Source organism: Streptomyces sp. WAC07094 (assembly GCF_036320405.1).
Taxonomy (GTDB): Bacteria; Actinomycetota; Actinomycetes; order Streptomycetales; family Streptomycetaceae; genus Streptomyces; species Streptomyces lannensis.
Window position 1 is genome coordinate 2,249,104 of sequence record NZ_JAVMJZ010000001.1, and the last position, 26,982, is coordinate 2,276,085.

At 70.5% G+C, this 26,982-nt stretch carries 25 protein-coding genes; 6 read left to right on the plus strand and 19 right to left on the minus strand.

The annotated features are described in order from the left end of the window. Positions 1–17: 17 nt before the first annotated feature. The 5 genes from RCR19_RS09830 to RCR19_RS09850 all read right to left on the minus strand — a co-directional run bounded on the left by RCR19_RS09830 (position 18) and on the right by RCR19_RS09850 (position 7,570). On the minus strand, positions 18–980 hold the full coding sequence (locus tag RCR19_RS09830) for a helix-turn-helix domain-containing protein (RefSeq protein WP_331264799.1): 963 nt from the start codon (positions 978–980) through the stop codon (positions 18–20). Positions 981–1,584: 604 nt separating this feature from the next. Beyond that, positions 1,585–2,427, minus strand: a complete 843-nt coding sequence (locus RCR19_RS09835) for an alpha/beta hydrolase (RefSeq protein ID WP_220291966.1) — start codon at positions 2,425–2,427, stop codon at positions 1,585–1,587. A 394-nt stretch (positions 2,428–2,821) separates the two neighbouring features. Next, on the minus strand, positions 2,822–3,949 hold the full coding sequence (locus RCR19_RS09840) for an AraC family transcriptional regulator (RefSeq protein ID WP_331264800.1): 1,128 nt from the start codon (positions 3,947–3,949) through the stop codon (positions 2,822–2,824). A 125-nt stretch (positions 3,950–4,074) separates the two neighbouring features. After that, on the minus strand, positions 4,075–5,403 hold the full coding sequence (locus RCR19_RS09845) for a class I SAM-dependent RNA methyltransferase (protein ID WP_331264801.1): 1,329 nt from the start codon (positions 5,401–5,403) through the stop codon (positions 4,075–4,077). 115 nt (positions 5,404–5,518) lie between these two features. After that, positions 5,519–7,570, minus strand: coding sequence for an APC family permease (locus RCR19_RS09850; protein WP_331264802.1), 2,052 nt, complete (start codon positions 7,568–7,570; stop codon positions 5,519–5,521). A gap of 245 nt (positions 7,571–7,815) precedes the next feature. Here RCR19_RS09850 and RCR19_RS09855 point away from each other — a divergent pair, with 245 nt between their 5' ends. Together RCR19_RS09855 and RCR19_RS09860 are read left to right on the plus strand one after the other, a co-directional pair. Then, positions 7,816–8,487: a TrkA family potassium uptake protein gene (locus RCR19_RS09855; RefSeq protein WP_331269397.1), complete on the plus strand. Its 672-nt coding sequence runs from the start codon at positions 7,816–7,818 to the stop codon at positions 8,485–8,487. Next, positions 8,487–9,164 (plus strand): TrkA family potassium uptake protein, encoded by a 678-nt coding sequence (locus RCR19_RS09860; RefSeq protein WP_059132151.1) that lies wholly within the window; start codon positions 8,487–8,489, stop codon positions 9,162–9,164. The genes RCR19_RS09855 and RCR19_RS09860 overlap by 1 nt, the downstream gene beginning before the upstream one ends. Positions 9,165–9,290: 126 nt before the next feature. Here RCR19_RS09860 and RCR19_RS09865 read toward each other — a convergent pair whose 3' ends face one another. The 8 genes from RCR19_RS09865 to RCR19_RS09900 all read right to left on the minus strand — a co-directional run bounded on the left by RCR19_RS09865 (position 9,291) and on the right by RCR19_RS09900 (position 17,153). Next, positions 9,291–10,016, minus strand: coding sequence for a DUF3159 domain-containing protein (locus RCR19_RS09865; RefSeq protein ID WP_331264803.1), 726 nt, complete (start codon positions 10,014–10,016; stop codon positions 9,291–9,293). Positions 10,017–10,019: 3 nt separating this feature from the next. After that, the gene (locus RCR19_RS09870; protein WP_079050807.1) at positions 10,020–10,418 is read right to left on the minus strand and encodes an OB-fold nucleic acid binding domain-containing protein; all 399 of its coding nucleotides are present in this window, start codon (positions 10,416–10,418) and stop codon (positions 10,020–10,022) included. Between the two features lie 61 nt (positions 10,419–10,479). After that, the gene (locus RCR19_RS09875; RefSeq protein WP_331264804.1) at positions 10,480–11,163 is read right to left on the minus strand and encodes a response regulator; all 684 of its coding nucleotides are present in this window, start codon (positions 11,161–11,163) and stop codon (positions 10,480–10,482) included. Further along, on the minus strand, positions 11,160–13,703 hold the full coding sequence (locus RCR19_RS09880; RefSeq protein ID WP_331264805.1) for an ATP-binding protein: 2,544 nt from the start codon (positions 13,701–13,703) through the stop codon (positions 11,160–11,162). The genes RCR19_RS09875 and RCR19_RS09880 overlap by 4 nt, the downstream gene beginning before the upstream one ends. Before the next feature lie 198 nt (positions 13,704–13,901). Next, positions 13,902–15,113, minus strand: a complete 1,212-nt coding sequence (locus RCR19_RS09885; RefSeq protein ID WP_331264806.1) for an alginate lyase family protein — start codon at positions 15,111–15,113, stop codon at positions 13,902–13,904. 171 nt (positions 15,114–15,284) lie between these two features. Continuing rightward, positions 15,285–16,046, minus strand: a complete 762-nt coding sequence (locus RCR19_RS09890) for a DUF3710 domain-containing protein (protein WP_059132145.1) — start codon at positions 16,044–16,046, stop codon at positions 15,285–15,287. Between the two features lies 1 nt (position 16,047). Continuing rightward, the gene (gene dut, locus RCR19_RS09895) at positions 16,048–16,572 is read right to left on the minus strand and encodes a dUTP diphosphatase (protein ID WP_059132144.1); all 525 of its coding nucleotides are present in this window, start codon (positions 16,570–16,572) and stop codon (positions 16,048–16,050) included. Further along, a complete protein-coding gene (locus RCR19_RS09900; RefSeq protein WP_331264807.1) occupies positions 16,569–17,153 on the minus strand; it encodes a hotdog domain-containing protein in 585 nt (194 codons plus the stop codon). The genes dut and RCR19_RS09900 overlap by 4 nt, the downstream gene beginning before the upstream one ends. A 58-nt stretch (positions 17,154–17,211) precedes the next feature. On the opposite strand from RCR19_RS09900, the gene RCR19_RS09905 reads away from it, so the two are divergent. Beyond that, on the plus strand, positions 17,212–17,673 hold the full coding sequence (locus tag RCR19_RS09905) for a DUF3093 domain-containing protein (RefSeq protein ID WP_331264808.1): 462 nt from the start codon (positions 17,212–17,214) through the stop codon (positions 17,671–17,673). Between the two features lie 42 nt (positions 17,674–17,715). Here RCR19_RS09905 and RCR19_RS09910 read toward each other — a convergent pair whose 3' ends face one another. The 4 genes from RCR19_RS09910 to RCR19_RS09925 all read right to left on the minus strand — a co-directional run bounded on the left by RCR19_RS09910 (position 17,716) and on the right by RCR19_RS09925 (position 21,201). Then, a complete protein-coding gene (locus RCR19_RS09910) occupies positions 17,716–18,606 on the minus strand; it encodes a hypothetical protein (protein ID WP_331264809.1) in 891 nt (296 codons plus the stop codon). Positions 18,607–18,619: 13 nt separating this feature from the next. Beyond that, complete coding sequence (locus RCR19_RS09915) at positions 18,620–18,916, minus strand: DUF4193 domain-containing protein (protein ID WP_003993510.1); 297 nt, start codon at positions 18,914–18,916, stop codon at positions 18,620–18,622. 393 nt (positions 18,917–19,309) lie between these two features. Further along, positions 19,310–20,542, minus strand: coding sequence for a HAMP domain-containing sensor histidine kinase (locus RCR19_RS09920; RefSeq protein WP_331269398.1), 1,233 nt, complete (start codon positions 20,540–20,542; stop codon positions 19,310–19,312). Positions 20,543–20,547: 5 nt separating this feature from the next. Further along, on the minus strand, positions 20,548–21,201 hold the full coding sequence (locus tag RCR19_RS09925; RefSeq protein ID WP_059132141.1) for a response regulator transcription factor: 654 nt from the start codon (positions 21,199–21,201) through the stop codon (positions 20,548–20,550). 413 nt (positions 21,202–21,614) lie between these two features. Between RCR19_RS09925 and RCR19_RS09930 the strand changes: the two genes are divergently transcribed. Beyond that, positions 21,615–21,788 carry a hypothetical protein gene (locus RCR19_RS09930; protein ID WP_181923169.1) on the plus strand — a complete coding sequence of 58 codons (174 nt, stop codon included), beginning with the start codon at positions 21,615–21,617 and terminating at the stop codon, positions 21,786–21,788. A gap of 342 nt (positions 21,789–22,130) precedes the next feature. Here the strand turns inward: RCR19_RS09930 and RCR19_RS09935 are convergent, their stop codons facing one another. Both RCR19_RS09935 and RCR19_RS09940 read right to left on the minus strand, forming a co-directional pair. Further along, entirely contained in the window at positions 22,131–22,949 is an 819-nt protein-coding gene (locus RCR19_RS09935; protein ID WP_331264810.1) for an inositol monophosphatase family protein, read from the minus strand. An 8-nt stretch (positions 22,950–22,957) separates the two neighbouring features. Further along, entirely contained in the window at positions 22,958–24,085 is a 1,128-nt protein-coding gene (locus RCR19_RS09940; RefSeq protein WP_331264811.1) for a ferrochelatase, read from the minus strand. 179 nt (positions 24,086–24,264) lie between these two features. Here RCR19_RS09940 and RCR19_RS09945 point away from each other — a divergent pair, with 179 nt between their 5' ends. Together RCR19_RS09945 and RCR19_RS09950 are read left to right on the plus strand one after the other, a co-directional pair. Next, positions 24,265–25,503 carry an MFS transporter gene (locus RCR19_RS09945; RefSeq protein ID WP_331264812.1) on the plus strand — a complete coding sequence of 413 codons (1,239 nt, stop codon included), beginning with the start codon at positions 24,265–24,267 and terminating at the stop codon, positions 25,501–25,503. Then, the gene (locus RCR19_RS09950) at positions 25,463–26,782 is read left to right on the plus strand and encodes a D-arabinono-1,4-lactone oxidase (protein WP_331264813.1); all 1,320 of its coding nucleotides are present in this window, start codon (positions 25,463–25,465) and stop codon (positions 26,780–26,782) included. Before RCR19_RS09945 ends, RCR19_RS09950 begins: the two co-directional genes overlap by 41 nt. Positions 26,783–26,982: the final 200 nt, after the last annotated feature.

Consider the following 26,982-nt stretch of genomic DNA (forward strand, 5'->3'; position numbering starts at 1 on the left):
CCGGTGGGCGGCAGCCGTCAGGACAGGTGCCTCAACTCGCGCCACGCCTGCGGCGACATCCCGTAGGCCGCCTTGAACGCACGGCTGAAGTGCGACGGGGACTTGAAACCCCACCGGCGGGCCAGTGCGGCGATCGTCTCCGTGGTCGGCGGCACCCGTGAGAGTTCACGGCGGCAGGCGTCTAGCCGTTCGGCGCGTACCCAGTCACCGAACCCGATGCCGTTGCGCGCCAGGATCGCATAGAGGTGGCGGACCGATATGTGGTGCGCACGGGCGACGCTCGCCGGTGACAGATCCGGGTCCGCCACATGCGCCCGCATGTGCTCGAGGATGCGTACGGCGAGTGTCTCGTGCAGGGCCCCGGCCATGAGCCACGGCCGGTCCGACTGGGCAGACAGCACCGCCCTGATCAGTTCCATGCTCGGCGCGGCGAGCAGATGCGCGGCGGTCGCGTCGAACTGCTCGCGGTGCTCCGCCAGTCGGGTCAGATAGCCCGTCGCCATCCCGCTGACCGCTCCCTCGGGTCCCAGTCTGCGGGCGACCGCCTGGCCGATGACCTCGTCGGGCAGGGCGATGTCGCGCACCGGGACGCGGAAGAAGTGCATGTCCACACCGCGGTCGAACAGCAGCGTGTACGGCCGTCTTGTGTCGTAGAAGGCGATGTCGCCCGGCCGCAGCACGGCGCCGCGCCCGTCCTGGACGACGGTGCTCTCCCCTGACACCTGGAGGCTGATGAAGACCACGGGCTCGTCGTCCGCCCTGGCCAGTTTGGCGGTGCGGTGCACGGTCGCGGGATTCGCCCGCACGGAACTCACCTGGAGGTCACCGATGTCCGTGATCGTCACATCCGCGTACACGCACTCGGGCTCGCGCGGCAGCACGAGATCGACCGGTACGACCTGTCGCCGGATGGTCTGGCGCAGTGCCTCGGCGCGGTCCTCCAGCGGGACGGTCGCCGTCCTCCAGGTCGTGGTGGTCATGGTCGTCCTTCCCACGGTGACACGTGGGGAGACTAGTCGCCGGGGCGGCGCGGACAAGGCTGCGGAGCGGGCCGCGCCCCGGGAGAGCACACAAGGGCCAGAACTGCGCACGTACGGATCAGAATTCGGCCTCCGGCGGGGCGGGGGCCCGGAACACTTCCGGCCGCCTACGTGATGCCGGGCCCCGGAAACCGGTGTCTCCCGCGCGAGCGGGTCCCGCCCACGGCGCACGGCGGTGCCACCAGCGCCCGCGCGGACCGGTGAGGTCCCGGGGCACGCACTGCACACCTTCCACTCCCCGGGCGAGCGCAGGCCTGACGGGAGTCGCGCCGCGGGTCCGCCCGTGGACCCGTGCCCGCTCACCACGCGGCGACGGCGGACCGGGCGGTTCGCGGCGTCCGGCCCGACGGACCGGCGGGCCGGCGAGCGGCCGTGGCGGTGCTCCCGCACGGTCGCCGACCGCCCGTGAAGAACCTCCCGGTTGCTCGGAACCACGTCCGGGACGGCCCTCGCCCGAGCCCTCCGCACGGCGGAACACGCGCGTGCCGGGGACGGGCGAGGGCCCGGTCCCCGGCACCCGGACCCTGCGGAGGGCCCGGACGGGTCACTTGGCGAAGCGCGACACGAAGGCCAGCACCGTATCGGCCACTTCACGCCACCCGTTGTCGATGGTCAGGGCGTGCCCGCGCCCGGGCATCTCGTGGATCTCGGTCACCGCGTGCTCGTTGCGCTCCTGCTTCTTGTACGAGGCGTTGGCGATGGCCCAGGGGACCGTGTGGTCCTTCTCGCCGGAGACGATCAGCAGCGGACCGCGTTCCGGTGACTGGGTGTCGACCTTGACCTCGCTCCAGGGATTGATGTTGGCGACCGCCGCCTGGAACAGGGGCTCGCCCGGCGCCGGCACGGCGAACCGCTCGTACAGCTCCCTGGCCTCCTCCTCGCTCACCGCGTTGGCGAAGGCGTAGCGGAACTGCTCGTAGGTGAGCGGCACGGCCCGGTGGTAGTTCGCCGGGTTGCCCAGCACCGCGCTCGCGGCGCGCAGCGACGAGAACGGCAGTGGCAGGACACCCTGGAAGGGGGCGGGATCGATGGCCACGGAGACCGCGGCCAGTCCACGGCCGGCGATCATCTGCGTGATCAGCCCGCCGAAGGAGTGGCCTATCACAACGGGCTTGCGCTCGAGCCGTCCGATGATGTCCGCGAAGTGGTCGGCCACCTGGCCGACGCTCTTGCCCGCGAACACCTCGGGATGGGCATGGGCCTCGGCGACGGTGTCCGGGTCGTCCGGCCAGCCCGGGGTGAGCGAGGCGTAGCCCGCCTCGTCGAAGACCGTGGTCCACCGGTCCCAACTGCTGGGGAGCAGCCAGAGTCCGTGCACGAAGACGACGGGGGTGCGGCCACCGGCGTTGATGCGTGCGATGCGTTCGAGTTCTTCCGCGGTTGTCATGGGAGATTCCTTGTCTCAGGAGGTGTCGGGGCGGATGCGCCGCTCAGCGGGCCCACGGTCGGGGTGCGGACGCCATGAGGTCCGGCCCGGTTCTCCGTCCGTTCCGGCATCGCGGCCACCGGGACGACCGGTCCGGAACGAGGCAACCCCGCGTACCCCATCGGCCCCTCCCCCTCGCGTCCGCCGACGGCGTCGGCCCACCCGCACCATCCTGGGTCGCGTCGCCCGGGACGAGCCATGAACCGGTGGGTTCCTGCATGCTGGGACAAGGATTCGACACCGCAGGTCAAGAGCCCGGATGCAGCGGGCCGGAGCGCGGGCCCCGCGGGGACGCCCGGCGGTCGCCGTGGCACGCGGCCCGTCCCCCCCCGTGGGGGCCGCGCCGTGCCGGTGTCTACCCGCGGTCCGACTCGGGCGGCGGAACGTCGCCGGCGGGTTCCGGGACGAGCACAGCGGCGTCCGCAGAGGACACGGCGGGCACGAACGCCAGTGGACCGGCCGCCCGGGAGAGCACGAGCGATGCCTTCGCCACCGCCTCGTTCTCCGCGTGCCGCCGCCATTCGCGCGGGGTGAGCCCGTAGGCCGCCCGGAAACGGCGGGTGAAGTGACTTGCGCTGCCGAAGCCGCACCGGGCCGCGACCGCGGCCACGGTGAGTCCACGGTACGACGGGGACGCCAGCAGGGCTCGGGCCCTCTCCAGCCGCCGCTCGATCAGCCACTGCTCGAGGCTGATGCCCGCCCGGCCGAGCACGGCGTACAGATGGCGCCGCGACATCGCGTGCTCCGCGGCGACGCGCTCCGGGGTGAGGTCGGGCTCGGTCAAGTGCCTGCGCAGATAGGCCAGGATGCGGGTGAGGAGGGTGTCGTCCATGGCGGCTCTGACCGGCGGATCACCCGGGTCGTGGGCGGCGGAGACGAGCAGCGCCCGGACGAGGCCGACGGTCGCGTCCGACAGCGCCGGGGCACCGGGATCGGCCTCAAGGAGGGCCGGATCGCGCCACAGCCCGCGCAGATGCCCGAGCACCAGGTCGTACATCGGGCTCGCCCGCAGCCGGAAGCCCGCCTCCACCACCGACTCGACCGGGAGCCCCAGCCGTTCGGCGTCGATCAGCACGGCCTGTGAGGCTCCGGACCCCGACCAGCCGTAGGTCCGGGCACAGACCTCGTGCTGAACGTAGATGTCGTCCGGACCGAGGAACTGCTGGCGTCCGCCGAACTCCACACGCCCGGTGCCGCCCGTCTGCAACGAGACGGACACCACGGGCCGTTCCCGCAGTCTGCGCAGGTGCTTCTCCGTGCGCCGCACCTGGAACCCGGTGCTGTGCACCTCGACGAGGTCGACCGCTCCCACGCGCCACATGTCGAACCGCGCGTGGAGTTCCGCGTCCGGGTCCTCGTGCTCGACGTCGTTCGGCACGGACAGGTCCAGCGCGTACTGGAAGGCGTCAACGCGTTCGTGGCGTGCCACGGTGTCGAGATCCAGCAGCAGCACGACTGCCCCCCGTTCGAAACCAGAGGCCAAGTTTCGCACGGTCCGGGCGTCTTGTCGGTCGGCGGGACGACGGGTGCCGGGGCCATGCCGTCCGGCATCGCGCCGTCGCCCGTCACACGTGCGACGGCCATCACGCGGACGGGCAGGACCGCAGGTCAGGCACCCTTGCCGACGGGCTCCAGAATCGCCACGCACTCCACGTGGTGCGTCATCGGGAAAAGATCGAACGCCCTCAGCGTCCGCACCTGGTACCCGCCCTCACGGAAGTACGCCAGATCGCGGGCCAGCGCGGCCGGATCGCAGGCCACGTAGGCGATGCGGCGGGCGCCCAGGCCCGAGAGGTGTTCCACCGTGCCGCGGCCGGCGCCCGTGCGCGGCGGGTCCAGGACGATCAGGTCGACCTCGGTGATCCCGGTGCGCGGCAGGACCGATTCGACCTTGCCCTGCTCGATACGGACGCGCGGGAAGTCGGCGAGGTTGTGCCGTGCGTCCTCCACCGCGCGCTTGCCGGACTCGATGCCGAGCACCGCGCCCTTCTCCCCGATCCGGTCGGCGAGCGCGCCCGCGAACAGGCCCACGCCGCAGTACAGATCGAGCGCCATCTCGCCCTTGCGCGGCAGCAGCCCCTGCATCACCGCCGTCACCAGTGTGTCCGCGGCCTTCGGGTGGACCTGCCAGAACCCGCCGCCGCCCACGCGGTGCGTGCGGCCGTCGGCCCGTTCCCGGACGAAGGGCCGGCCGTGGACGCGGTGCACCCCGCCGGACTTCTCGTCGACCCGCAGCACCGACACCGGCCGGTCCAGTTCCACGAGCGGCAGCCGCGCGCCCGGCTTCGGGGTCAGGATCACCTGGCGGTCCTGCGAGCCGGTCGCGGCGATCGCCTCGACCGAGTCCATGCCCGTCCAGTCCCGCTTCTCCACACCCAGCTCGCTGACGCCCGGAGCGGCGATCAGGCAGTGGTCGATCGGCTCCACCTCGTGCGAGCGGTGCCGGCGCAGGCCCGCCCTGCCCGAGGCGTCCACCGCGTACTGCACCCGGGTACGCCAGGCCGGCACCTCGCCCGCGGGCAGCTTGTCGCCCTCGGCGGGCACCACCGTGCCGTCCCAGCCCGCCTCCTCGGGGGTGAGGTCCGCGAGCCGCCGCAGCTGCTCGGCGATCACCTCGCCCTTCAGACGGCGCTGTGCGCCCGGCTTGGCGTGCTGCCAGTCGCAGCCGCCGCACCGGCCGGGTCCGGAGTAGGGGCAGGGCGCGTCGACGCGGTCCTTCGACGCCTCGAGCACCCGCACCGCGTCCGCGCGCAGGAAGCGGGCGCCCTCCTCGCCCTCGGTGACCCGGGCCACGACCCGCTCACCGGGCAGCGTGTGCCGCACGAAGAGGACCTGGCCCTCGTCCGTGCGGGCGATGCAGTGACCGCCGTGGGCGACGGGGCCGATCTCGACCTCGTACTCCTCCCCCACCAGCGATTTCTTCGGTTCTGCCTGCATGGCGGGTCGACTCCAGATACGAGAGGGGGAACGGCTACGAGACCGGCGCGGCCGGACAACAGCCCACCAGTCTACGTGGGTGTCGTCCGGCCGTTCACCACAGCACGGCAGGGCCTCAGCCCTGGGAAGCCGAGGACTCCCTGGCCCGCTCGTGCGCGGGACCGCGGCGCACGGCGCCCGGAGCGCTCCAGTCCTGGCGCCTGCGGGCCCGGAGCTTGGCCGCCTCCGAGGACTGCAGCTGGTAGGGCACCGAGGTCACCATGACACCGGGCGAGAACAGCAGCCGGCCCTTCAGCCGCAGCGCGCTCTGGTTGTGCAGCAGATGCTCGTACCAGCGGCCCACCACGTACTCCGGGATGATCACGGACACGGCGTCCCGCGGCGACTCGCGACGCAGGTTCTTCACGTACTCGATCACCGGGCGGGTGATCTCGCGGTACGGGGAGTCGAGGATCTTCAGCGGTACGTCGATGCCGCGCCGCTCCCACTCGTCCTTCAGCGCCTTCGTCTCCGCGGGGTCCACGTTGACGCTGAGTGCCTCCAGGCTGTCGGAGCGCATCAGCTTGGCGTAGGCGAGGGCGCGCAGCGTGGGGCGGTGGATCTTGGAGATGAGCACCACCGAGTGGACGCGCGACGGGCGGACGCTGTCGTCGCTCGGGCCCTCGGGGGCGGTGAGCTCCTCGGCCACACGGTCGTAGTGCTTACGGATGGCGGTCATCGTCGCGTAGAAGATGCACATGCCCAGCAGGGCGACCCAGGCGCCGTGCGTGAACTTCGTGACCAGGACGACGACCAGGACCAGGCCGGTGAAGAAGGCGCCGAAGGCGTTGATGGCGCGCGAGCGGACCATGTGACGGCGCTTGGCCTGGTCGGTCTCGGTGGCCAGGTGCCGGTTCCAGTGCTTGACCATGCCGGTCTGGCTGAGCGTGAACGACACGAACACACCGACGATGTACAGCTGGATGAGCCGGGTCGAGTCGGCGCCGTAGATGAAGATCAGCAGGGCCGCCGCGCCCGCGAGCAGCACGATGCCGTTGGAGAAGGCGAGGCGGTCGCCACGGGTGTGCAGCTGGCGCGGCAGATAGCGGTCCTGGGCGAGGATCGAGCCGAGCAGCGGGAATCCGTTGTAGGCGGTGTTGGCGGCGAGGAACAGCACCAGCGCGGTGGCCGCCGCCAGCACGATGAACAGGAAGCTGCCCTTGCCGAAGACGGCCTCGGCGACCTGCGAGATCACCGGGTTCTGGACGTAGCCGGAGCCCACCGCGGTGCCGTTGTGGAGCAGGTCGGTGGCCGGCTTCTCCGCCATCCGGACCTTGGTGGCCATGGCGAGGGCGATGATGCCGCAGAACATCGTGACCGCGAGCAGGCCCATCATCGCGAGGGTGGTCGCCGCGTTCCTCGACTTGGGCCTGCGGAAGGCCGGGACGCCGTTGGAGATCGCCTCGACGCCGGTGAGTGCGGCACAGCCGGAGGAGAAGGCGCGAAGCAGCAGGAAGACCAGGGCGAAGCCGGCTATTCCCTGGTGCTCGGCCCTGATGTGGAACGCCGCCGTGGGCGCCCGCATCGTGTCACCGAGCACGAGGCCCCGGAAGGCGCCCCAGACGATCATGATGAAGACGCCCGCGACGAAGACGTACGTCGGGATGGCGAAGAGCTTGCCCGACTCCTTGACCCCGCGCAGGTTCATCAACGTGAGCAACACCACGACGGCGACCGCGCAGAGCACCTTGTGCTCGACCACGAACGGGACCGCCGAGCCCAGGTTCTCGATGCCCGAGGCGATCGAGACGGCGACCGTGAGGACGTAGTCGACGAGCAGGGCGCTGGCGACGGTGAGACCGGCCTTGGGCCCGAGGTTGGTCGTCGCCACCTCGTAGTCGCCGCCGCCGCTCGGGTAGGCGTGGACGTTCTGCCGGTAGGAGGCGACCACCGTGAACATCAGCACCACGACCGCGACCGCGATCCAGGGGCTGAAGTGGTAGGCCGACACGCCCGCGATGGACAGGACCAGCAGCACCTCGCCCGGCGCGTAGGCCACGGAGGAGAGCGGGTCGGACGCGAAGACGGGGAGGGCGATGCGCTTGGGCAGGAGCGTCTCCCCGAGTCGGTCACTGCGCAGGGCGCGCCCGATGAGGATGCGTTTGGGCACGTCGGTCAGTTTGGACACAAGAGAGGATCGTAAAGGCTCGAACCGGACGCGCTCCACCCCCGACATGGATCGGCGTCACGAGTGCAACCGGAGCCGGGTCCCGTCCGAAGATCGACATCGGTGGCGGCCGGCACACGAAGGGCCCGGCACGCCTGCACAAGGGTGCCCCCCGCGGACCGTGCGTGTGTAGCTTGGGCGGCGGTCTGAGACCCTGTCCTTGGCGTTTCGGCTGAGCCATGACCATTGACATCGGAAGGACGGTCGTGCACATCGTCATCATGGGCTGCGGAAGAGTGGGCTCCGCTCTCGCCCAGACCCTGGAGCAACAGGGGCACACGGTCGCTGTGATCGACCAGGACCCCACCGCCTTCCGACGACTCGGCTCCGGGTTCGGCGGCCGTCGTGTCACCGGAGTCGGCTTCGACCAGGACACCCTGCGCGAGGCGGGCATCGAGGAGGCCGGCGCCTTCGCCGCCGTCTCCAGCGGTGACAACTCGAACATCATCGCGGCCCGCGTCGCCCGCGAGATGTTCGGTATCGAGAACGTCGCGGCCCGTATCTACGACCCCCGCCGTGCCGAGGTCTACCAGCGGCTCGGCATCCCGACCGTCGCCACGGTCCGCTGGACGGCCGACCAGATGCTGCGCCGGCTGCTGCCTTCGGGCGCCGAGCCGCTGTGGCGCGACCCCACCGGGGGCGTCCAGCTCGCCGAGGTGCACGCCTCACCGAAGTGGGTCGGTCACAAGATCAGCCGACTGCAGGAGGAGACGGGCGTCCGGGTGGCGTTCCTCACCAGGCTCGGCGAGGCGATGCTGCCCACCTCGCAGACGGTGCTGCAGGAGGGCGACCTGGTGCACGTGATGATGCGGACGGACGACGTCGAGAAGGTCGAGACGGCGTTCGCCGAGGGGCCTGAAGGAGAGGTCGGTCACTGATGAGGGTCGCCATTGCCGGTGCCGGCGCCGTGGGCCGCTCGATCGCGGGCGAGCTGCTGGAGAACGGGCATGAGGTTCTGCTGATCGACAAGGCGCCGACCGCGATCTCGGTCGAGCGCGTCCCCCAGGCGGAGTGGCTGCTGGCCGACGCCTGCGAGATCACGTCCCTGGACGAGGCGGCGCTCCAGCGCTGCAACGTGGTGATCGCCGCGACGGGCGACGACAAGGTGAACCTGGTCGTGTCCCTGCTGGCGAAGACCGAGTACGGCGTTCCGCGTGTCGTCGCCCGGGTGAACAACCCCAAGAACGAGTGGCTTTTCAACGAGGCCTGGGGGGTGGACGTCGCCGTCTCCACCCCGCGTCTGATGTCGGCCCTGGTCGAGGAGGCGGTGAGCGTCGGCGACCTGGTCCGGCTGCTCCGCTTCAGTCACGGTGACGCGAACCTGGTCGAACTGACCCTGCCCCCGGAGTCGGCCCTGGCCGGCACCCAGGTGGGCGATGTGCAGTGGCCGGAGGACACGTCCCTGGTGACGATCATCCGTGGTACGCGGGTGCTGACCCCGAGCCAGGAGGACTCCCTGGAAGCGGGTGACGAGCTGCTGTTCGTGGCGGCCCAGGCCCGTGAGGAGCAGCTGGAGGAGCTGCTGTCGGTGCGCAAGGAGGACGCCGCCGGCTAGCCGTGGCACACGACGAGGGGCGCCCCGGATGTTTCCGGGGCGCCCCTCGTCGTTGTGTCCTGTGACGACAACGCGGGGGATGCGCCTGCCGCGCCCCGCGACGCCGACATGATCCGAACGACGGCCCTAGGACTCGCGGCGGTGCTTGCCCGCCGTCTCACGCTCCTTGGCGGCGGCCTCCTCGGCCTCCATCTCGGCGAAGACGTCGATGGGCGCGGGCGCCTTCGCCAGGAAGACCCAGGTCAGCCAGACGGCCAGCAGGAACGGCGGGATCTTCAGGGCGATCAGCACCCAGCCGAGCTGCGCGGTGTCGGCCCACCAGTAGAGCGGGAAGAGGATCGCGCACTTGGCGAGCAGGATCAGACCCCAGGCCCAACTGGCCTTCGCGTACGCCTTCTTGCGGCCCGGGTTGCGGGTGCGCCAGGAGAGGTTCTCCTTGAACACCGGACCGAGGATCAGGCCGATCAGCGGGACCCCGGCGAGCGTGGTGATGATGTACGCCAGCGCCAGGCCCAGCGTGTAGAGCATGCCGGGCAGATAGAAGTCCTTGGCGTTGCCGGTCATCATCGCGAAGACCACGCCGAAGGCCACTCCGAACACACCGCTGAAGGCGTGCTTGACGGTGTCCCTCATGGCGAGCCGCACCACGACCAGCACCAGGGACACCGCCAGCGCCGCGAGCGCCGAGAGATGCAGGTCCTTGTTGATCGTGAAGATGGTGACGAAGAACAGGCCGGGCACCACGGTCTCGACCATGCCGCGGACCCCGCCGAACGCCTCGAAGAGCGCGGCCTCGGTCACCGCCCGCGAATCCTGCTGGGCGTCTTCGGTCGGCTTCTCGAGTGACGTCACCGGCTACTCCCGTCCGAGAGGTCTGAGTTCGTACTTCGGATTGAACAGCACTCTGCGGCCCCGGCTCATGGAGATCCGGCCCGACGCGATCAGCTTGCGTCCCGGTTCGATGCCGACGATGGAGCGCCTGCCGAGCCACACCACGTCCAGGGCGGCCGAACCGTCGAACAGCTCGGCCTCCAGCGCCGGGACACCGGCGCGCGGACGCAACGTGACCGTGCGCAAGGTACCAGTAACCGTGACGATCTGCCGGTCGTGGCAGTCGCCGATCCGGGTACAGCCTGCGGTCTCGGAGTCCTCCCGCAGCTCCTCGGACTCCAGGTCCTCCTGTGACGAGGAGAGCCGGTCGAGCATGCGCCGGAGGCGGCCGACCGGCCTTTCGGAGCGAGAAACAGCACTCATATCGCAAGCGTACCGGGGTGCATCGAGGCCGACCCACTCGCGGCACCGCCCGCCGCCCGGCTCACTTCTCGAACCGGTACCCCATCCCGGGCTCCGTGATGAAGTGCTTCGGATGCGACGGGTCCAGCTCCAGCTTCCGCCGCAGCTGGGCCATGTACACCCGAAGGTAGTTCGTCTCCGTCCCGTACGAGGGCCCCCACACTTCCTGCAGGAGCTGCTTCTGGCTGACCAGACGGCCCGTGTTGCGCACGAGCACCTCGAGCAGATGCCACTCCGTGGGGGTGAGGCGTACGTCCTTGCCCGACCGGTTGACCTTCTTCGCGGCCAGGTCGACGGTGAAACCCTCGGTCTCCACGATCACGTCGTCCTCGCCGCCCCCGTTCGGTTCGGCCCTGCGCACGGCGGCGCGCAGCCGGGCCAGCAGCTCGTCCATGCCGAAGGGCTTGGTGACGTAGTCGTCGGCGCCCGCGTCCAGCGCCTCCACCTTCTCGTCCGACGAGTGACGGGCGGAGAGCACCAGGATCGGTACCCGGGTCCAGCCGCGCAGACCCTTGATCACCTCGACGCCGTCCATGTCCGGCAGACCGAGGTCCAGGACGACGACGTCGGGGTGACGGGCGGCCGCGAGCTGGAGCGCGGTCGTGCCGTCGGGAGCCGCGTCGACCTCGTACTTGCGCGCCTTCAGATTGATCACGAGGGCGCGCACGATCTGCGGCTCGTCGTCGACCACGAGCACCCGGGTCATGTGGTTTGCCTTTCTGCTTCGGCCAGTCGTGCGGGGCCGTGGAAGCTTGCCACGGCCCGGAGAGTGAGGACCATCGTGAGCCCGCCGCCGGGGGTGTCCTCGGCGTTCAAAGTGCCACCCATGGCCTCGGCGAAGCCACGCGCGACGGCCAGGCCGAGACCCACACCGGCGCCGCGCGGGGCGTCGCCGTAGCGCTGGAAGGGCTCGAAGATCCGGTCCTTCGCCTCGTCCGGCACTCCCGGGCCGCGGTCGACGATGCGGACCTCCACACGGTCGGCGAGGGCACTCGCAGCCACCAGCACCGGCGTGGTGAGCGGGCTGTACTTCACGGCGTTCTCGACGAGGTTGGCGACCGTGCGCTCCAGCAGCCCGGCGTCCACGTCGACCATCGGCAGCGTCTCCGGGATGTCCAGCTCCACGCTGTCCTCCGGTACGCCGCCGAGCGCCATGGGCACCACCTCGTCCAGGTCGACCGCCCGGATCAGCGGGGTGACGGTCCCGGTCTGCAGACGCGACATGTCCAGCAGATTGCCCACCAGGTGGTCCAGCCGGTCGGCCCCCTCCTCGATCGAGGCCAGCAGCTCGGCGCGGTCCTCCTCGGACCACTCGACGTCCTCGGAGCGCAGGGAGGTCACCGACGCCTTGATACCGGCCAGCGGGGTGCGCAGATCGTGGCTGACGGCCGCCAGCAGCGCGGTGCGGATGCGGTTGCCCTCGGCCAGGGTCCGGGCCTGCTCGGCCTCCTGCTGCAGGCGTCGGCGGTCCAGGGCCACGACGGTCTGCGCGGCGAAGGCGGCCAGCACCCGGCGGTCGGAGGCGGGCAGAACCCGCCCGGACAGCGCCAGCGCGATGTGGTCGCCGATCGGAACCTCCACGTCGGCGTCCTCGGGCCGCTCGGCCGCCGCACCCGGGCCCACGCTGCCCGCGCAGGTCCAGGGATCGACCTCGCTCGACCGTTCCAGCAGCGCCGCGGCGTCCATGCCGAACGTCTCACGCACCCGTTCGAGGAGCTCGTCCACGCTGGTCTCGCCGCGCAGCACGCTGCCCGAGAGGAAGGAGAGGATCTCCGACTCGGCGCGCAGACGGGCGGCCTGATGAGTGCGCCGGGCCGCGAGGTCCACCACCGAGGCCACCGACACCGCGACCGCGACGAAGATCACGATCGCGACGATGTTCCTCGGGTCGGCGACGGTCAGCCGGTGCAGCGGTGGCGTGTAGTAGTAGTTCAGCAGCAGGGAGCCGAAGGCCGCGGAGGCCAGGGCCGGAAGGAGCCCGCCGAGCAGGGCCGCGGCCACGGTCAGCGCCAGGAACAACAGCATGTCGTTGGCGAGGCCGAGATCGACGGTGTTCAGCAGCAGCGCCAGGATGGTCGGGCCGAGCACGCCGACCAGCCAGCCCGCCACGATGCGCGAACGGCCGAGGCGGGCGCCCCGGGCGACCGGGAGCCCGCGCCCCTTGGCGACCTCCTCGTGCGTGACGATGTGCACGTCCAGGTCGGGGCCGGACTCGCGGGCGACCGTCGTACCGACGCCGGGTCCGAAGATGTACTGCCAGGTCTTGCGGCGCGATGAGCCGAGCACGATCTGGGTCGCGTTCACGCCGCGGGCGAAGTCCAGCAGCGCCGCGGGTATGTCCTCGCCCACCACGTGGTGGAAGGTGCCGCCCAGGTCCTCGACGAGGGTGCGCTGGACGGCGAGCTCCTTCGGCGAGGCCGAGGTGAGCCCGTCGGTGCGGGAGATGTAGACGGCCAGCACCTCGCCGCCGGCACCCTTCTCCGCGAGGCGTGCGGCCCGGCGGATCAGCGTGCGCCCCTCGGGGCCGCCCGTCAGGCCCACGACGATGCGCTCGCGCGAGCCCCAGATCTTGGACACCCGGTGTTCGCTGCGGTACGCGGTCAGGTACTCGTCGACCCGGTCCGCCACCCACAGCAGGGCCAGCTCCCGCAGGGCGGTCAGGTTTCCGGGCCGGAAGTAGTTGGACAGGGCCGCGTCGACCTTGTCCGACTTGTAGATGTTGCCGTGCGCCATCCGTCTGCGCAGCGCCTGGGGCGACATGTCGACCAGCTCGATCTGGTCGGCGCGGCGCACCACCTCGTCGGGGACGGTCTCGCGCTGGCGTATGCCGGTGATGGCCTCGACGACGTCGCCGAGGGACTCCAGGTGCTGGATGTTGACGGTCGAGACGACGTCGATCCCCGCGGCCAGCAGCTCCTCGACGTCCTGCCAGCGCTTGGCGTTGCGGGAACCGGGCACATTGGTGTGGGCGAGTTCGTCCACGAGGGCGACGGCCGGGGCACGGCGCAGGACGGCGTCCACGTCCATCTCGGTGAAGACCGAGCCGCGGTGCACGAGCTCCTTGCGCGGGATCTGCTCCAGGCCGTGCAGCATCACCTCGGTGCGCGGGCGGGCGTGGTGCTCGACGAAGGCCACGACACAGTCGGTGCCGCGTTCGACGCGCCGGTGTGCCTCGGAGAGCATCGCGTAGGTCTTGCCCACGCCCGGTGCCGCACCGAGGTAGATCCGAAGTTTGCCGCGTCCCATGGCCCCATTGTCTTCCCGTCGCAGCTACGCACGCTGCGTACGCTGCGTCGACCTTACGGCCAATAATTACGGCAAAAGGGGCATGATGCGTCACGCAGGGCCTCTTTGACGCAACCCTGATACACCCGCGCGGGGCTCCCGTTTCGGGGTACGGCGGCCGGGGTCCGGCACAGCGAGCCCTCGGCCGCCGAACGCAGGTCAGCTGGGGTTGTCCCCGTGCGTCAGGGTCTCCCAGGCGACGAAGAGGTTGTTGCTGCCGGCCGGGCGGTTCTGCTCGGTCAGCGCCTGGGTGTTCGTCATCGCGATGCCCAGGCGGTTGTGCAGGGCGTTGTACCCCACCTCGGTGACCGGGCCGAGACCGAGGGTGAGCGAGCCGCCGCACAGCCAACCGGGTACGGCCGTGCCCAGCTGGTACTTGGACTGGAACCCGAGTGCCTGCCGCAGCCGCTCGCCGACGTCGGTGCCGTACAGGTCCTGCCCCTGAATGCGGCTGGTCTCGGCCACGTGCGAGATGGCGGAGATGCCGTACCCGGTGTGCGTGAGGTCACGGCAGGTCTCCTGGGTGAGCCCGGTGACGAAGGTCGACTGCCCCTGCCAGTAGTTGACGATCTTGTCTCTGGTGTCGAGGTTCTGGCTGGGCACGGTCTTGGGCAGATCGCCGTCGGAGGCGAGGTAGACGTACGCCGCCGTCCGGGTGCGGAACTTCGCCATCGCCTTGTCGTACGACGTCCTGTCCTCGAGGAAGACCGATATGCCGACCGCGGCCTCCATCATGGACAGCTCCCAGTTCCCGTTGGAGTTGGAGCCGCCGATCACCTTCGGCAGGTAGACGTCGCGGAGCATGGTGGCGAAGCGCCCGGAGTTCGCCCAGCTGCCGGTGTAGGTGTACTTGATGATCTCCGCGGCCTTGGGCCACGAGGAGCCCGCCCAGCCGGTCTGCAGGGGCGCGTTGCTGTTCGTGTGCTCCTTGATGACGGCCGACCAGGCGTCCATCAGCTGGATGGACTTCTTCGCGTAGCGGTCGTCGCGCGTGATGTACCAGGCGAGGGCGTCGGTGTACGCGGCGATCGCGTCCTCGCGCTCGTCGGTGCAGCCGTAGTTGGGATTCGAGTACGAGCCGCACTCGACGGTGGCGCGGGGTTTGGGGGTGCGGTTCAGATCCGCGTACTTGCTCGCCATCATCTGGTCGAAGGCGCCCTTCCAGGGCTGGGCGCCGGCGTCGACCTTGCTGCGGGCGAAGTCCAGCTGGGCCCTGGAGACGGTGACTCCGGGATGGGCGAAGGTCGTGGGGGCGGCCTCCGCACGGTGGGCCTGGGGCTGGAGGAGAAGTCCGGTCACCAGTGCGGCGACCAGCATGGTGAACAGTAAGGCCCGTGATCTGCGGCGACGACGTGGGGGTGCAGCAGCCATGCGACAGCCATCCGTTCTCGTATGTGAACGATGAGCGCCTCTTTGAACGCTCGCGATGGCCGGAGAACATAGGTACAGACCAACTGCGCGTCAAGGGTCCGCGCACGCGGCACACAAAAAGGCCGCGCCCCCGTCGGGGCACGGCCTTTGCCGGTTGTGTCAGCGGGCCGGTCAGCGGACTTCGGTGATCTCGGGTCCTCGCTGCAACTGGCCCATACCACCGGAGAAGCGGGATCCCGCCTCCTCCGTCTGCACGCCCTCGGGCACCATCTGTGCGTCGTTGGGCAGCTTGAGGACGATCGGATCGCGCGGCGCCATCGGGCCTTCACCACGAAGCACGACGGTGTCCCGGAAGATCTGCTCGAGCAGCCCCGCCGCCTGCGGCTGAACGGCACCCTGGCCGGAGATCACACCGCGCAGGAACCAGCGGGGGCCGTCCACGCCGACGAACCGCACGACCTGGAATCCACCCGTGCCGTCCGGCAGCTGCACCGGTACCTGCGCCCGCAGCTCCCAGCCCAGCGAACCCTCGACCTCGTCGACGATGCCGCCCTGCTGGGTGATGCCGCTGGCGATCTCCTCGCGGACCTCGCCCCAGATGCCCTCGCGCTTGGGCGCGGCGAAGGCCTGCAACTGGATGGCGCTGTCCCTGAGCACGACGGTCGCGGCGACGATCGCGTCGCCCGCGACCTCGACCCGCAGCTCCATGCCCTCGACCCCGGGCACGAACAGCCCGCCCAGGTCCACCCGGCCCTCGCCGGGCTCACGGACCTCGGACCTGTCCCAGGGGCCGTCGGGCCGGGGCTCCGGCTCGAGCCTCACGCGCTCACGCTCGACCTCTACGTCCGCCTCAGTGTCGACACCGTCGACGACCTGCTCGGCCTCGCCGGCCGCGTCCTCGGCGGCACCCTTCTTGTTGCGACGTCCGAACACGTCACTGTCCTTCCCGGTCGGATACGACCGAAGCGTATCGATTCCCACCCGTAGTGCCGCCCACGGCGGCATGACCGCCGGTGGACCCGAAGCCCCCCTCGGCACGCGCCGAGTCGGGAAGCTCCGCGACCTCCTGGAAACGGACCCTCTCCACCTGTTGGACGACCAGTTGGGCAATCCGGTCGAAGCGCTCGAACCGCACGGACTCGCGCGGATCGAGATTCACCACGATCACCTTGATCTCTCCACGGTACCCGGCATCAACCGTCCCTGGGGCATTCACCAGGGCGACACCGCAGCGGGCGGCGAGACCGGACCGTGGATGCACGAAGGCCGCGTACCCCTCCGGGAGCGCCACAGACACGCCCGTGGGCAGCACGGCCCGCTCCCCGGGCTTCAGCTCGCGGCTCTCGGTGGTGCGCAGATCGGCTCCCGCATCCCCGGGGTGCGCATACGCCGGGAGCGGTACGTCGGGGTCGACGCGCCGGATGAGCACGGCGAGTTCGCGACGGGGTTCGCTGCTCACGGATTCACCTCGAAGGCTCGCGCGCGCCGGACCTGGTCCGGGTCCTCCATGGCCGCCCGGATCTCCTGCGGGCGGCCGTTGTCGACGAAATGGTCGACCTTCACCTCGACGAACACGGCGCCGGCACGGACGGCGACGGGCCCCTCGGGCCCTCCTATCCGACCGGTCGCCCTCGAGTAGATCTTCCGTCCGGCCACCGCCGTCACCTCGGCCTCCAGATGCAGCACGGTGCCCACCGGCACGGGCCGCACGAAGTCGGTCTCCAGCCTGCCGGTCACCGCGATCGTGCGCAGCAGCCAGTTCAGCGAGCCGAGGGTCTCGTCGAGGGCGGTCGCGAGCACCCCTCCGTGGGCGAGTCCGGGCGCACCCTGGTGGGCGGACCGCACGGTGAACTCGGCGGTGAGGGAGACGCCCTCACCGGCCCGCGCCTCGAGGTGCAGGCCGTGGGGCTGGGCTCCCCCGCATCCGAAGCACTGGTCGTAGTGCGCGCCGAGCAGCTCCCCGGGGGCGGGGGCGTCGGGGTGCCGTACGGGCGCCACGGCGTCGGCCGGCGGTGTCAGAGCTTCGGAAGTACCACTCACAGGCGCAGACCTTACCCGCGCGTGAATGCGTTCCCGACACCGTGCCAAGCTTGATTCCATGCAGCTTTCCGCGTCGCCGTACGAAGAACGCCTCACCGCGCCCCGGTCCTGGTGGCTGATGTGCCTCCTGGTCGGCTTCGCCCTGGCCCTCGTCCTGGTGCCGTTCGGCACGCTCCCGCTGCTCGGCGGGCTGGTCGGTGGCACGGCGGCCTCGGCGGTCGTGGCGAGCTCGTACGGCTCCGTGCGTATCCGGGTGGTGGGCGACTCGCTGATCGCGGGCGAGGCGAGGATCCCGCTGTCGGCGCTCGGCGACTCGGAGGTCCTGGACGCGGAGGAAGCCCGCGCATGGCGCACGTACAAGGCGAACACACGTGCCTTCATGCTGCTGCGCGCCTACATTCCGAGGGCCCTGAAGGTCGAGGTCGTGGACCCCGAGGACCCGACGCCGTACCTGTACCTGTCGTCCAGGGAGCCGGAGAGGCTGGCGGCGGCGATCGCGGCGGCGCGGGCGCAGGTGTAGCGACGGCGCGACCCGGTCCGCCGGCCGCGCCGGAAGGGGACGTCAGTCCTCGATCTGCAGGGGGTGCTTCGGCTTCTCCAGCGGCGGCAACTCCGGCAGGGCCTCCCAGGGCACCTGTGCCTTGCGCAGATCCTTGCGGATCCGCTCCGCCAGCCGCCTGGTGTCCCGCCGGTTCATGACGGCGCCCACCGCGGCACCCACCATGAAGGGCATCAGGTTCGGCAGGTTCCGCACCATCCGCTTCATGATCTGCTGCCGCAGTTCCCGCTTCATCCGCCCGCCGAGGGCGGCGTCCACGGTCGACGGCTTGGTCACCTCGATGCCGCGCTCCCCCGACCAGGACCTCAGATACGAGGTACTGCGCTGGCTGAGGTTCCCGGGTGGCCGCACCCCGTACACCTCGTGCAGTTCGGCGATCAGTTTCAGTTCGATCGCCGCAACGCCGGTGATCTCCGTGGCCAGCTCGGTCGGCATGGCGGGCGGTACGGGCAGCATCGCGGCTGCTCCGATCCCGGCCCCGACCGTGGCCGTCGCCCTGGCGGCGCCCGAGACGAGCTTGTCGGCGAGTTCCTCGGGCCCGAGGCCGGGGAACTGCCCGCGGAGCGTCCTGAGGTCCCGTACGGGGATCCGCGGGCCGATCTCGATGATCCGGTCGGCGAGGTACCCCAGTCCCGCCTTGGCCTGGCTGCCGCCCTTGCGGACGCCTTCCCGGATTCCGTCCCGGACGGCCGTCGCGCGCCGCCGTGCGACGGGTGCCGGGGGTCGGGCCGGCACCTCGGGCACAGCCGGGCTGTTCACCGGCTCGAGCGAGGCTGCTCCCGGATCGGAAGCGCCCCGCTCGTCGTCACGCACGCCATTGGAGCCTTCAGGAGGCTCCGGGTCCGCTCCCCTGTGCAGGAAGCGGCGCTTCCGGGGAGGGGTCGAGCCAGTCACGGCCGACCCCGCCTCAGTCGCAGTCGCGACAGATCGGCTGACCGTTCTTCTCTCGGGCCAGCTGGCTGCGGTGGTGGACCAGGAAGCAGCTCATGCATGTGAACTCGTCCTGCTGCTTCGGCAGTACACGGACGGCCAGCTCCTCGTTCGAGAGGTCGGCGCCCGGGAGTTCCAGGCCTTCGGCGGCCTCGAACTCGTCGACGTCCACCGCGGAGGCGGACTTGTCGTTCCTCCTGGCCTTCAGCTCCTCAAGGCTGTCGGAGTCGACATCGTCGTCGGTCTTGCGTGGGGTGTCGTAATCGGTTGCCATTTCGCTCTCCCCCTCTGGGTGTCTGCGGGTGTCTCCAGCGCACGTAACGCGTGAGAGGCCGGACTTGTGCCCGCCTCGAGGCGGAGATTTTGCCTCACATCAAGGTCTGTTACTCAATCGACACCCAACCGAACTCCTCAAGAGTGATCGGCTTGGATGGCGAACGGGACCGTACACGGTCCGCATGCCGCACTTCAAAGGCATCTCCCCGTGTACTTCCCGTGATCAAGGCCCGGGAAAACCCGGATTTTCCGGCTTTATAGGCCTCCGCCGGATCACGGAGAGTAGATGGCCGGAAAGCCCCCGTTGTGATCGATCACACATGGTCGGCCCACATGCTGGGCTTGAAAATTCCGCGCAAAGCGAACATGGGGACGGCGTGGCCGACGCCCCTCAGACGGGCAGGACGACGCGCATCACGAGGCCACCCCCCTCACGGGGCTGCGCGGTGATGTGACCGCCGTGGGCGCGCGCCACGGACCTCGCGATGGACAGGCCGAGGCCCACACCCTTGTCGCTGCCCGTTCGCTCCGTACGCAGCCGTGTGAAGGGCTCGAAGAGGTTGTCGATCTCGTAGGCCGGGACCATCGGTCCGGTGTTGGCGACCACCAGGACCGCCTGACCGTGCTGGAGCTGGGTCGTCACATCGACCCAGCCGTCCTTGGGGATGTTGTAACGGACCGCGTTCTGCACGAGGTTCAGCGCGATCCGCTCCAGCAGGACCCCGTTGCCCTGGACGACCGCCGGGGCGCGGTCACCGCGGAGCTCGACACCCTTGGCCTCCGCCTCGGCGTGCACCTGGTCCACGGCCTGCGCGGCCACCTCCGCCAGGTCGACGGGCTTGCGCTCGACGATCTGGTTGTCGCTGCGGGCGAGCAGCAGCAGCCCCTCCACGAGCTGCTCGCTGCGCTCGTTGGTCGCCAGCAGGGTCCTGCCGAGCTGCTGGAGCTCCACGGGGGCCCCCGGATCGGACAGATGCACCTCCAGGAGGGTGCGGTTGATCGCGAGCGGGGTGCGCAGCTCGTGCGAGGCGTTGCCGACGAACCGCTGCTGGGCCGTGAACGCCCGCTGCAGCCGCTCGAGCATGTCGTCGAAGGTGTCGGCCAGCTCCTTGAGCTCGTCGTCCGGGCCGTCCAGCTCGATCCGGCGGGACAGGTCGGAGCCGGCCACCGCACGGGCGGTCCGGGTGATCCGGCCGAGCGGCGACAGGACACGGCCCGCCATCGCGTACCCGAAGGCGAAGGCGATCACGGCGAGGCCGAGCAGGGCCAGCAGCGAGCGGCTGAGCAGATTGTCCAGCGCGTGCTGGCGCTGTTCGTTCACGCAGGCGTTCATCGCGTTGTTGAGCTCGTTCGCCGTCGGGGACGACGGGAAGTTGCAGGTGTCGCTGGCGACCTGGCCCGAAAGGATCTTGAACGGCAGATCGCTGCCCACGTTGAGTGCGTGCGCGGCGAACAGATAGATGATCGACAGCAGCAGGATGCCGGCGATCAGGAACATGCCGCCGTACAGCAGGGTGAGCCTTATGCGGATGGTCGGGCGCAGCCAGGGGAACGGGGGTTCCGGCCTGCGGGGGTCCCAGGTGGGCCTGGGCGGCGCCGCGGGCGGCGCGGGTGTGGTGGCCACAGTCATCAGATCCGGTATCCCGAGCCGGGCACGGTGACGATGACCGCAGGCTCACCGAGCTTGCGGCGCAGGGTCATGACCGTCACACGCACGACGTTGGTGAAGGGGTCGGTGTTCTCGTCCCAGGCCTTCTCCAGGAGCTGCTCGGCCGAGACGACGGCGCCCTCGCTGCGCATCAGCACCTCGAGGACCGCGAACTCCTTGGGCGCCAGCTGGACCTCCTTGCCGTCGCGGAACACCTCGCGGCGGTTGGGGTCGAGCTTGATCCCGGCGCGCTCCAGCACGGGCGGCAGCGGCACGCTCGTACGCCTGCCGAGGGCGCGCACGCGCGCGATGAGCTCGCTGAACGCGAACGGCTTCGGCAGGTAGTCGTCGGCGCCGATCTCCAGGCCCTCCACACGGTCGCTGACGTCACCCGAGGCGGTGAGCATCAGCACCCGGGTCGGCATGCCGAGTTCGACGATCTTGCGGCACACGTCGTCGCCGTGCACGACCGGCAGGTCCCGGTCGAGGACGACGACGTCGTAGTCGTTCACGCCGATGCGCTCCAGGGCCGCCGCGCCGTCGTACACGACGTCGACGGCCATGGCCTCCCGGCGCAGTCCGGTGGCCACCGCATCGGCGAGCAGTTGCTCGTCCTCGACGACGAGTACGCGCACGTCGCTTGTCCTTCCTGTGTCCACCCGCGTAGCCCTGCTGCGGGCAGCCCACGGACGGGTCTGTCATGGATGAGGGCTCCATCCTGCCCTTTTCGGCCGTAAACCGGCTGTAAGACGGCCGGGCGAACGCGGGAAGCCCGTCCGAGGGGTCCGGGAATGAGAAATTTTCTCGGAGGGTTGAGGTTTCCACGGAAGGGAGCGGGGGGAGGACGGCTTTACACCCCGCGATCACGCTCTGCATGTGGCACACCACCATGTGGTCGGCTGCTCGACTTCCCGTAGAGCGGGCGTGGATGTCCGGCACCGTCGCCGCCCAGCCAGGGCAGCGCTGGGCACCCAGAAGACGTGATCGCCCCTTCCGAAGGGCACACCCCCGTGCCACCCACCCACGACCCACGACGAGGGGGCGCAGCATGGACGCATTCACCGCAGGACTTCTGCAGCGCATACGGGCTACCGAGTCCGACCTGACGCGGGCCCGCGAAACCGGCGACGACTTCCTCGCGGAGGTCGAACAGTCGGAGCTCGACGATCTGCACCGCCTTGCCGCCGAGCACGGTGTGGAAGTCGGCGCGACACGCGTCTGATCAGCTCGCGCGGAGCGGGCCCCGGGCAGATCCAGGCCGGGGCCCGCTCCGTGTTCTGCGCGGGGGCGGGCACGCCCGGCCGTCCCCTCTCCGGGGCCCTGGAAGGCTGCACCGCCGCTCCTGGACGGCGCACACGGCTCACCCCGTGCGGCCGAGCCCTTCGGCCTGGAACGGCCCGAAGAGCTCGGCCGCACGGGGCCGCCCTGTCGCCGCCCTGCCGCCGCGGGCGGTCCATGATCGGCGCGCCGGCGCCACGTACCCCGTACGGCCCAGACCGCCCCGGCCGATCGGGTGGCATCGCGGAGTTTTTCCGCAGCCCGTCCCGATCGGCGCGTCGCGGCCTCAGTCGTGCCAGGCCCCGAGCTCGTCCAGCCTGGCCTGGAGCTGGGCGAAGAGGCCCGGGGTCGCCGCGACCGTGAGCGCAGGGGAGAGCGGCTCTCCGGGGCGCCCGCCGGTCAGTGCGCCCGCCTCACGGGCGATCAGGTCGCCCGCGGCGTAGTCCCAGGGATTCAGCCCCCGCTCGTAGTACGCGTCCAGACGGCCGGCCGCCACATCGCACAGGTCGATCGCCGCGGAGCCGCCCCGGCGGATGTCCCGCACCTCGGGGATCAGCAGCCGGGCCACCTCGGCCTGCCGGGCCTTGCGCTCGGCGAGATACCCGAAGCCGGTGCTGACCAGGGCGAGGCCCAGCTCCGAGGCGGGTCGCACACGCGCGGGGCGGTCGTTCACGAACGCTCCCTCCCCCAGAACCGCCCGGAAGATCTCGCCGCGCATGGGTGCGTGAACCACCCCGACAAGCGTCTCCCCGTCCATGCGGGCCGCGATGGAGATGGCCCAACTGGGCAGTCCGTACAGATAGTTGACCGTGCCGTCGATGGGGTCGATCACCCATTCGACACCACTGCTGCCCTCGACGCTCGCCCCCTCCTCGCCGAGCAGGCCGTCGTCCGGCCGGCGGTCGGAGATCAGCCCGGTGATCAGCTTCTCGGCGGCGATGTCCATCTCCGTGACCACGTCGATGGCACTGGACTTGGTGGCGGCCACGCCGAGGTCCTCGGGCCGCGCGTCGCGCAGGAAGGTGCCCGCCCGGGTGGCGGCCTCCAGCGCGATCTCCAGAAGTTCGTTCTTCAGCCGGTCGGACGACCGGGGCTGCTCGGTCACGGCGCTCCTCACGCGTACGGACTGTCGGCGCCCGCGGCGGCGGGACGCGGGGCACGGGCGGGGCAGCACCCCACCGGACAGACGTTGTGGCTCGGGCCGAGGGCGCCGAGCGCACAGGGCGTCACCTGCTGCCCGCGCTCGGTCGCGGCCCGCTCGACGATCAGGTCACGAATGGCGGCGGCGAAGCGCGGGTCGGCACCGACGGTGGCCGAGCGGCGCACCGGCAGCCCCAGTTCCTCCGCCTTGGCCTTCGCCTCCGTGTCGAGGTCGTACAGCACCTCCATGTGGTCCGAGACGAACCCGATGGGCGCCATCACGACCGCCGGGGCACCGGAACCGTGCAGCTCCTCCAGGTGGTCGCAGATGTCCGGCTCCAGCCACGGGATGTGCGGGGCGCCCGAGCGCGACTGGTAGACGAGCCGCCAGGGACGCTCGATCCCGGTCCGCTCACGCACGGCGTCCGCGATCAGCCGTGCCACGTCCAGGTGCTGCCGCACGTACGCGCCGCCTTCTCCGTGCCCCTCGACGGGGCCCGAGGTGTCAGCCGCCGAGTCCGGGATGGAGTGCGTGGTGAAGGCGATGTGCGCGCCGGCCCCGACGTCCTCGGGGAGGTCGGCCAGGGACTTCAGCACACCCTCGATCATCGGCTCCAAGAATCCGGGGTGGTTGAAGTAGTGCCGCAGCTTGTCGATCCTCGGCAGCGGGCGGCCCTCCTCCTCCAGGGTGGCCAACGCGCCCGCGAGGTCCTCGCGGTACTGGCGGCAGCCCGAGTAGGAGGCGTAGGCGCTGGTGGCGAGGACGAGGATGCGGCGGTGCCCGTCCGCGACCATCTCGCGCAGGGTGTCCGTCACATAGGGTGCCCAGTTGCGGTTGCCCCAGTAGACCGGCAGACCCAGACCGTGCTCGGCGAAGTCCTTGCGCAGGGCGTCGAGGAGGGCGCGGTTCTGGCCGTTGATGGGGCTGACCCCGCCGAACAGGAAGTAGTGCTGCCCCACCTCCTTCAGGCGCTCCCTGGGGATGCCCCGGCCCCTCGTCACGTTCTCCAGGAACGGGACCACGTCGTCCGGCCCCTCCGGGCCTCCGAACGAGAGGAGCAAGAGGGCGTCGTACGGGCTGGCATCCAGTGCATCGGGCATGTCTACGATCCTGCCACCCGCCTCGGACGACACCCCCGCCACCCGGCCGCGTGCCGTCGGCCTCCACCCGAGCCTGCCCGATCACTGGTGCGAGCCCTCCGCCCGGCATACGTTAGGGTTGCCTAAGTCGTAAGGCACATGCTTGTATTTCGCGCCTTACCGAACGCTTCGGAGACCCCGTGCCCAGCCCCTACCGCGCCCTGTTCGCCGCCCCAGGCTCCAAGGGCTTCTCCGCCGCCGGCTTCCTGGGCCGGATGCCGCTGTCGATGATGGGCATCGGCGTGGTCACGATGATCTCGCAGCTCACCGGGCGCTACGGGCTCGCGGGCGCCCTCTCCGCCACCCTCGCCCTGTCCGCGGCCGCGATCGGGCCGCAGATCTCGCGCCTGGTCGACCGGCACGGGCAGCGCCGGGTGCTGCGCCCGGCGACGCTCGTCGCGCTGCTGGCCGCGGCCGGTCTGCTGCTGGCCGCCCACTTCACGTGGCCGGACTGGACGTTGTTCGTGTGCGCCGCCGGCATCGGCGCGGTGCCGAGCCTCGGCGCCATGATCAGAGCCCGCTGGGCGGCCCTTTACGGGGGCACCCCGCAGTTGCACACCGCCTACTCCTTCGAGTCGGTGGTCGACGAGGTCTGCTTCATCTTCGGGCCCATCATCTCGATCGGGCTGTCCACGAGCTGGTTCCCGGAGGCCGGCCCCCTGCTCGCCGCCTGCTTCCTGGCAGCCGGCGTCTTCTGGCTGACCGCGCAGCGCTCCACCGAACCCGCAACCCACCCCGGGGAGCGGAACACCGGCGGGACGGCGCTGCGTTCCCCCGGACTCCAGGTTCTCGTGGCCACGTTCACGGCGACCGGGGCGATCTTCGGCGCGGTCGACGTGGTCACCGTCGCCTTCGCCGACGAACGGGGTCACAAGGCGGCCGCGAGCGTCGTCCTGGCGCTGTACGCGGCGGGTTCCTGCGCCGCCGGCCTGGTCTTCGGGCTGCTGCGCTTCACGGGTGCGCCGGAACGCAGATGGCTACTGGGCATATGCGCCATGGCCGTGAGTATGATCCCCCTCCAACTGGTCGGAAACTTGCCGTCTCTGGCCGTGGCGCTGTTCGTTGCGGGCCTGTCCATCGCACCCACGATGATCACGACGATGGCCCTCATCGAGCGGCACGTACCACGCGCGCACTTGACCGAGGGAATGACCTGGGTGTCCACCGGGCTCGCCGTCGGCGTCGCGATCGGCTCGTCCGTGGCCGGCAAGGTGATCGATGCCGCCGGCGCGGAGGCCGGGTACGAGGTTCCGGCGCTGTCCGGGGCCGTCGCGGTCGCGGTCGGTTTCCTCGGGTACCGCCGGCTGGGCAGGCCGGCTCCGCAGCGGGGAGGGTCCCATGAGCACCACAGTGAGCGGGAAGAGCGGCACGTGGCGTAACTGGGCGGGGAACGTCACCGCCCACCCCGTACGAGAGGTCGTCCCCGCCTCGGTGGAGGAGCTCTCCGCCGCGGTGTGCAAGGCGGCCGAGGACGGCCTGAGGGTGAAGGCGGTCGGCACCGGGCACTCCTTCACGGCGGCCGCGGCGACCGACGGCGTGCTGATCCGACCTCAACTGCTGACGGGCATCCGCCGGATCGACCGCGAGGCGGGCACCGTCACCGTCGAGGCGGGCACCCCGCTCAAGAGGCTCAACGTCGCGCTCGCGCGTGAGGGACTGTCCCTCACGAACATGGGCGACATCATGGAGCAGACCGTCTCCGGCGCCACCAGCACCGGTACCCACGGCACCGGTCGCGACTCGGCCTCCATCGCCGCCCAGATCAGGGGACTCGAACTGGTCACCGCGGACGGCTCGGTGCTGACCTGTTCCGAGGAGGAGAACGCGGACGTCTTCGCGGCCGCGCGCGTCGGCCTCGGTGCGCTGGGGATCATCACGGCGATCACCTTCGCGGTGGAGCCGCTCTTCCTGCTCACCGCCCGCGAGGAGCCGATGCCCCTGGACAGGGTCCTCGCCGAGTTCGACGAACTGTGGACGGAGAACGAGCACTTCGAGTTCTACTGGTTCCCGCACACGGGCAGCACCAACACCAAGCGCAACAACCGAAGCGCCGGTCCCCCGAAGCCGGTCGGGCAGCTGAGCGGCTGGTTCGAGGACGAGTTCCTCTCCAACGGCGTCTTCCAGGTGGCCAATTGGGTCGGCCGTGCCGTGCCCGCCGCCGTCCCGGCGATCGCCGGCGTCTCCAGTCGCGCCCTGTCGGCCCGTACGTACACCGACATCGCCTACAGGGTCTTCACCTCGCCGCGCCGGGTGCGGTTCGTGGAGATGGAGTACGCCGTTCCCAGGGAGGCCCTGGCGGAGACGCTGCGTGAACTGAAGGCCATGGTCGACCGTTCAACCCTTCGGGTGAGCTTCCCGGTCGAGGTCCGCACCGCACCGGCCGACGACATCACGCTCTCCACCGCTTCCGGACGGGACAGCGCGTACATCGCCGTACACATGTTCCGGGGTACGTCGTATCAGGCCTACTTCACCGCCGCCGAGCAGATATTCACGGCCCACGGCGGCCGCCCGCACTGGGGCAAGGTGCACACCCGGGACGCGGACTACTTGGCGGAGGCCTATCCGCGCTTCGGGGAGTTCACCGCTCTGCGGGACCGCCTCGACCCGGACCGCCGTTTCGGGAACGACTACCTGCGCCGCACGCTCGGGGCGTAGCAGGACATGGGGTGGCCGGCTGAGGACCGCTCATATCCGGCCGCTTCCTTCACCTTCCGCCCACACCCCCTCCTCCGCCCCTATCCGCACCTGCATCCGTCGCCCGACCGCATGAAATGAGGGACGCGCGTCCGAAACAATTCGCTCCGATTCTGGCAATTGGGTGAGGTGCGCCACGTTTGATGTGCACGAAAACGGCA

Coding starts and splice junctions, on each gene's coding strand:
- RCR19_RS09885 (WP_331264806.1), bottom strand. CDS start 15,113: ATGGCTGCTGCACCCCCACGTCGTCGCCGCAGATCACGGGCCTTACTG.
- RCR19_RS09845 (WP_331264801.1), bottom strand. CDS start 5,403: ATGCAGGCAGAACCGAAGAAATCGCTGGTGGGGGAGGAGTACGAGGTC.
- RCR19_RS09835 (WP_220291966.1), bottom strand. CDS start 2,427: ATGACAACCGCGGAAGAACTCGAACGCATCGCACGCATCAACGCCGGT.
- RCR19_RS09880 (WP_331264805.1), bottom strand. CDS start 13,703: ATGGGACGCGGCAAACTTCGGATCTACCTCGGTGCGGCACCGGGCGTG.
- RCR19_RS09930 (WP_181923169.1), top strand. CDS start 21,615: ATGGACGCATTCACCGCAGGACTTCTGCAGCGCATACGGGCTACCGAG.
- RCR19_RS09860 (WP_059132151.1), top strand. CDS start 8,487: ATGAGGGTCGCCATTGCCGGTGCCGGCGCCGTGGGCCGCTCGATCGCG.
- RCR19_RS09875 (WP_331264804.1), bottom strand. CDS start 11,163: ATGACCCGGGTGCTCGTGGTCGACGACGAGCCGCAGATCGTGCGCGCC.
- RCR19_RS09830 (WP_331264799.1), bottom strand. CDS start 980: ATGACCACCACGACCTGGAGGACGGCGACCGTCCCGCTGGAGGACCGC.
- RCR19_RS09950 (WP_331264813.1), top strand. CDS start 25,463: ATGAGCACCACAGTGAGCGGGAAGAGCGGCACGTGGCGTAACTGGGCG.
- RCR19_RS09905 (WP_331264808.1), top strand. CDS start 17,212: ATGCAGCTTTCCGCGTCGCCGTACGAAGAACGCCTCACCGCGCCCCGG.
- RCR19_RS09915 (WP_003993510.1), bottom strand. CDS start 18,916: ATGGCAACCGATTACGACACCCCACGCAAGACCGACGACGATGTCGAC.
- RCR19_RS09870 (WP_079050807.1), bottom strand. CDS start 10,418: ATGAGTGCTGTTTCTCGCTCCGAAAGGCCGGTCGGCCGCCTCCGGCGC.
- RCR19_RS09940 (WP_331264811.1), bottom strand. CDS start 24,085: ATGCCCGATGCACTGGATGCCAGCCCGTACGACGCCCTCTTGCTCCTC.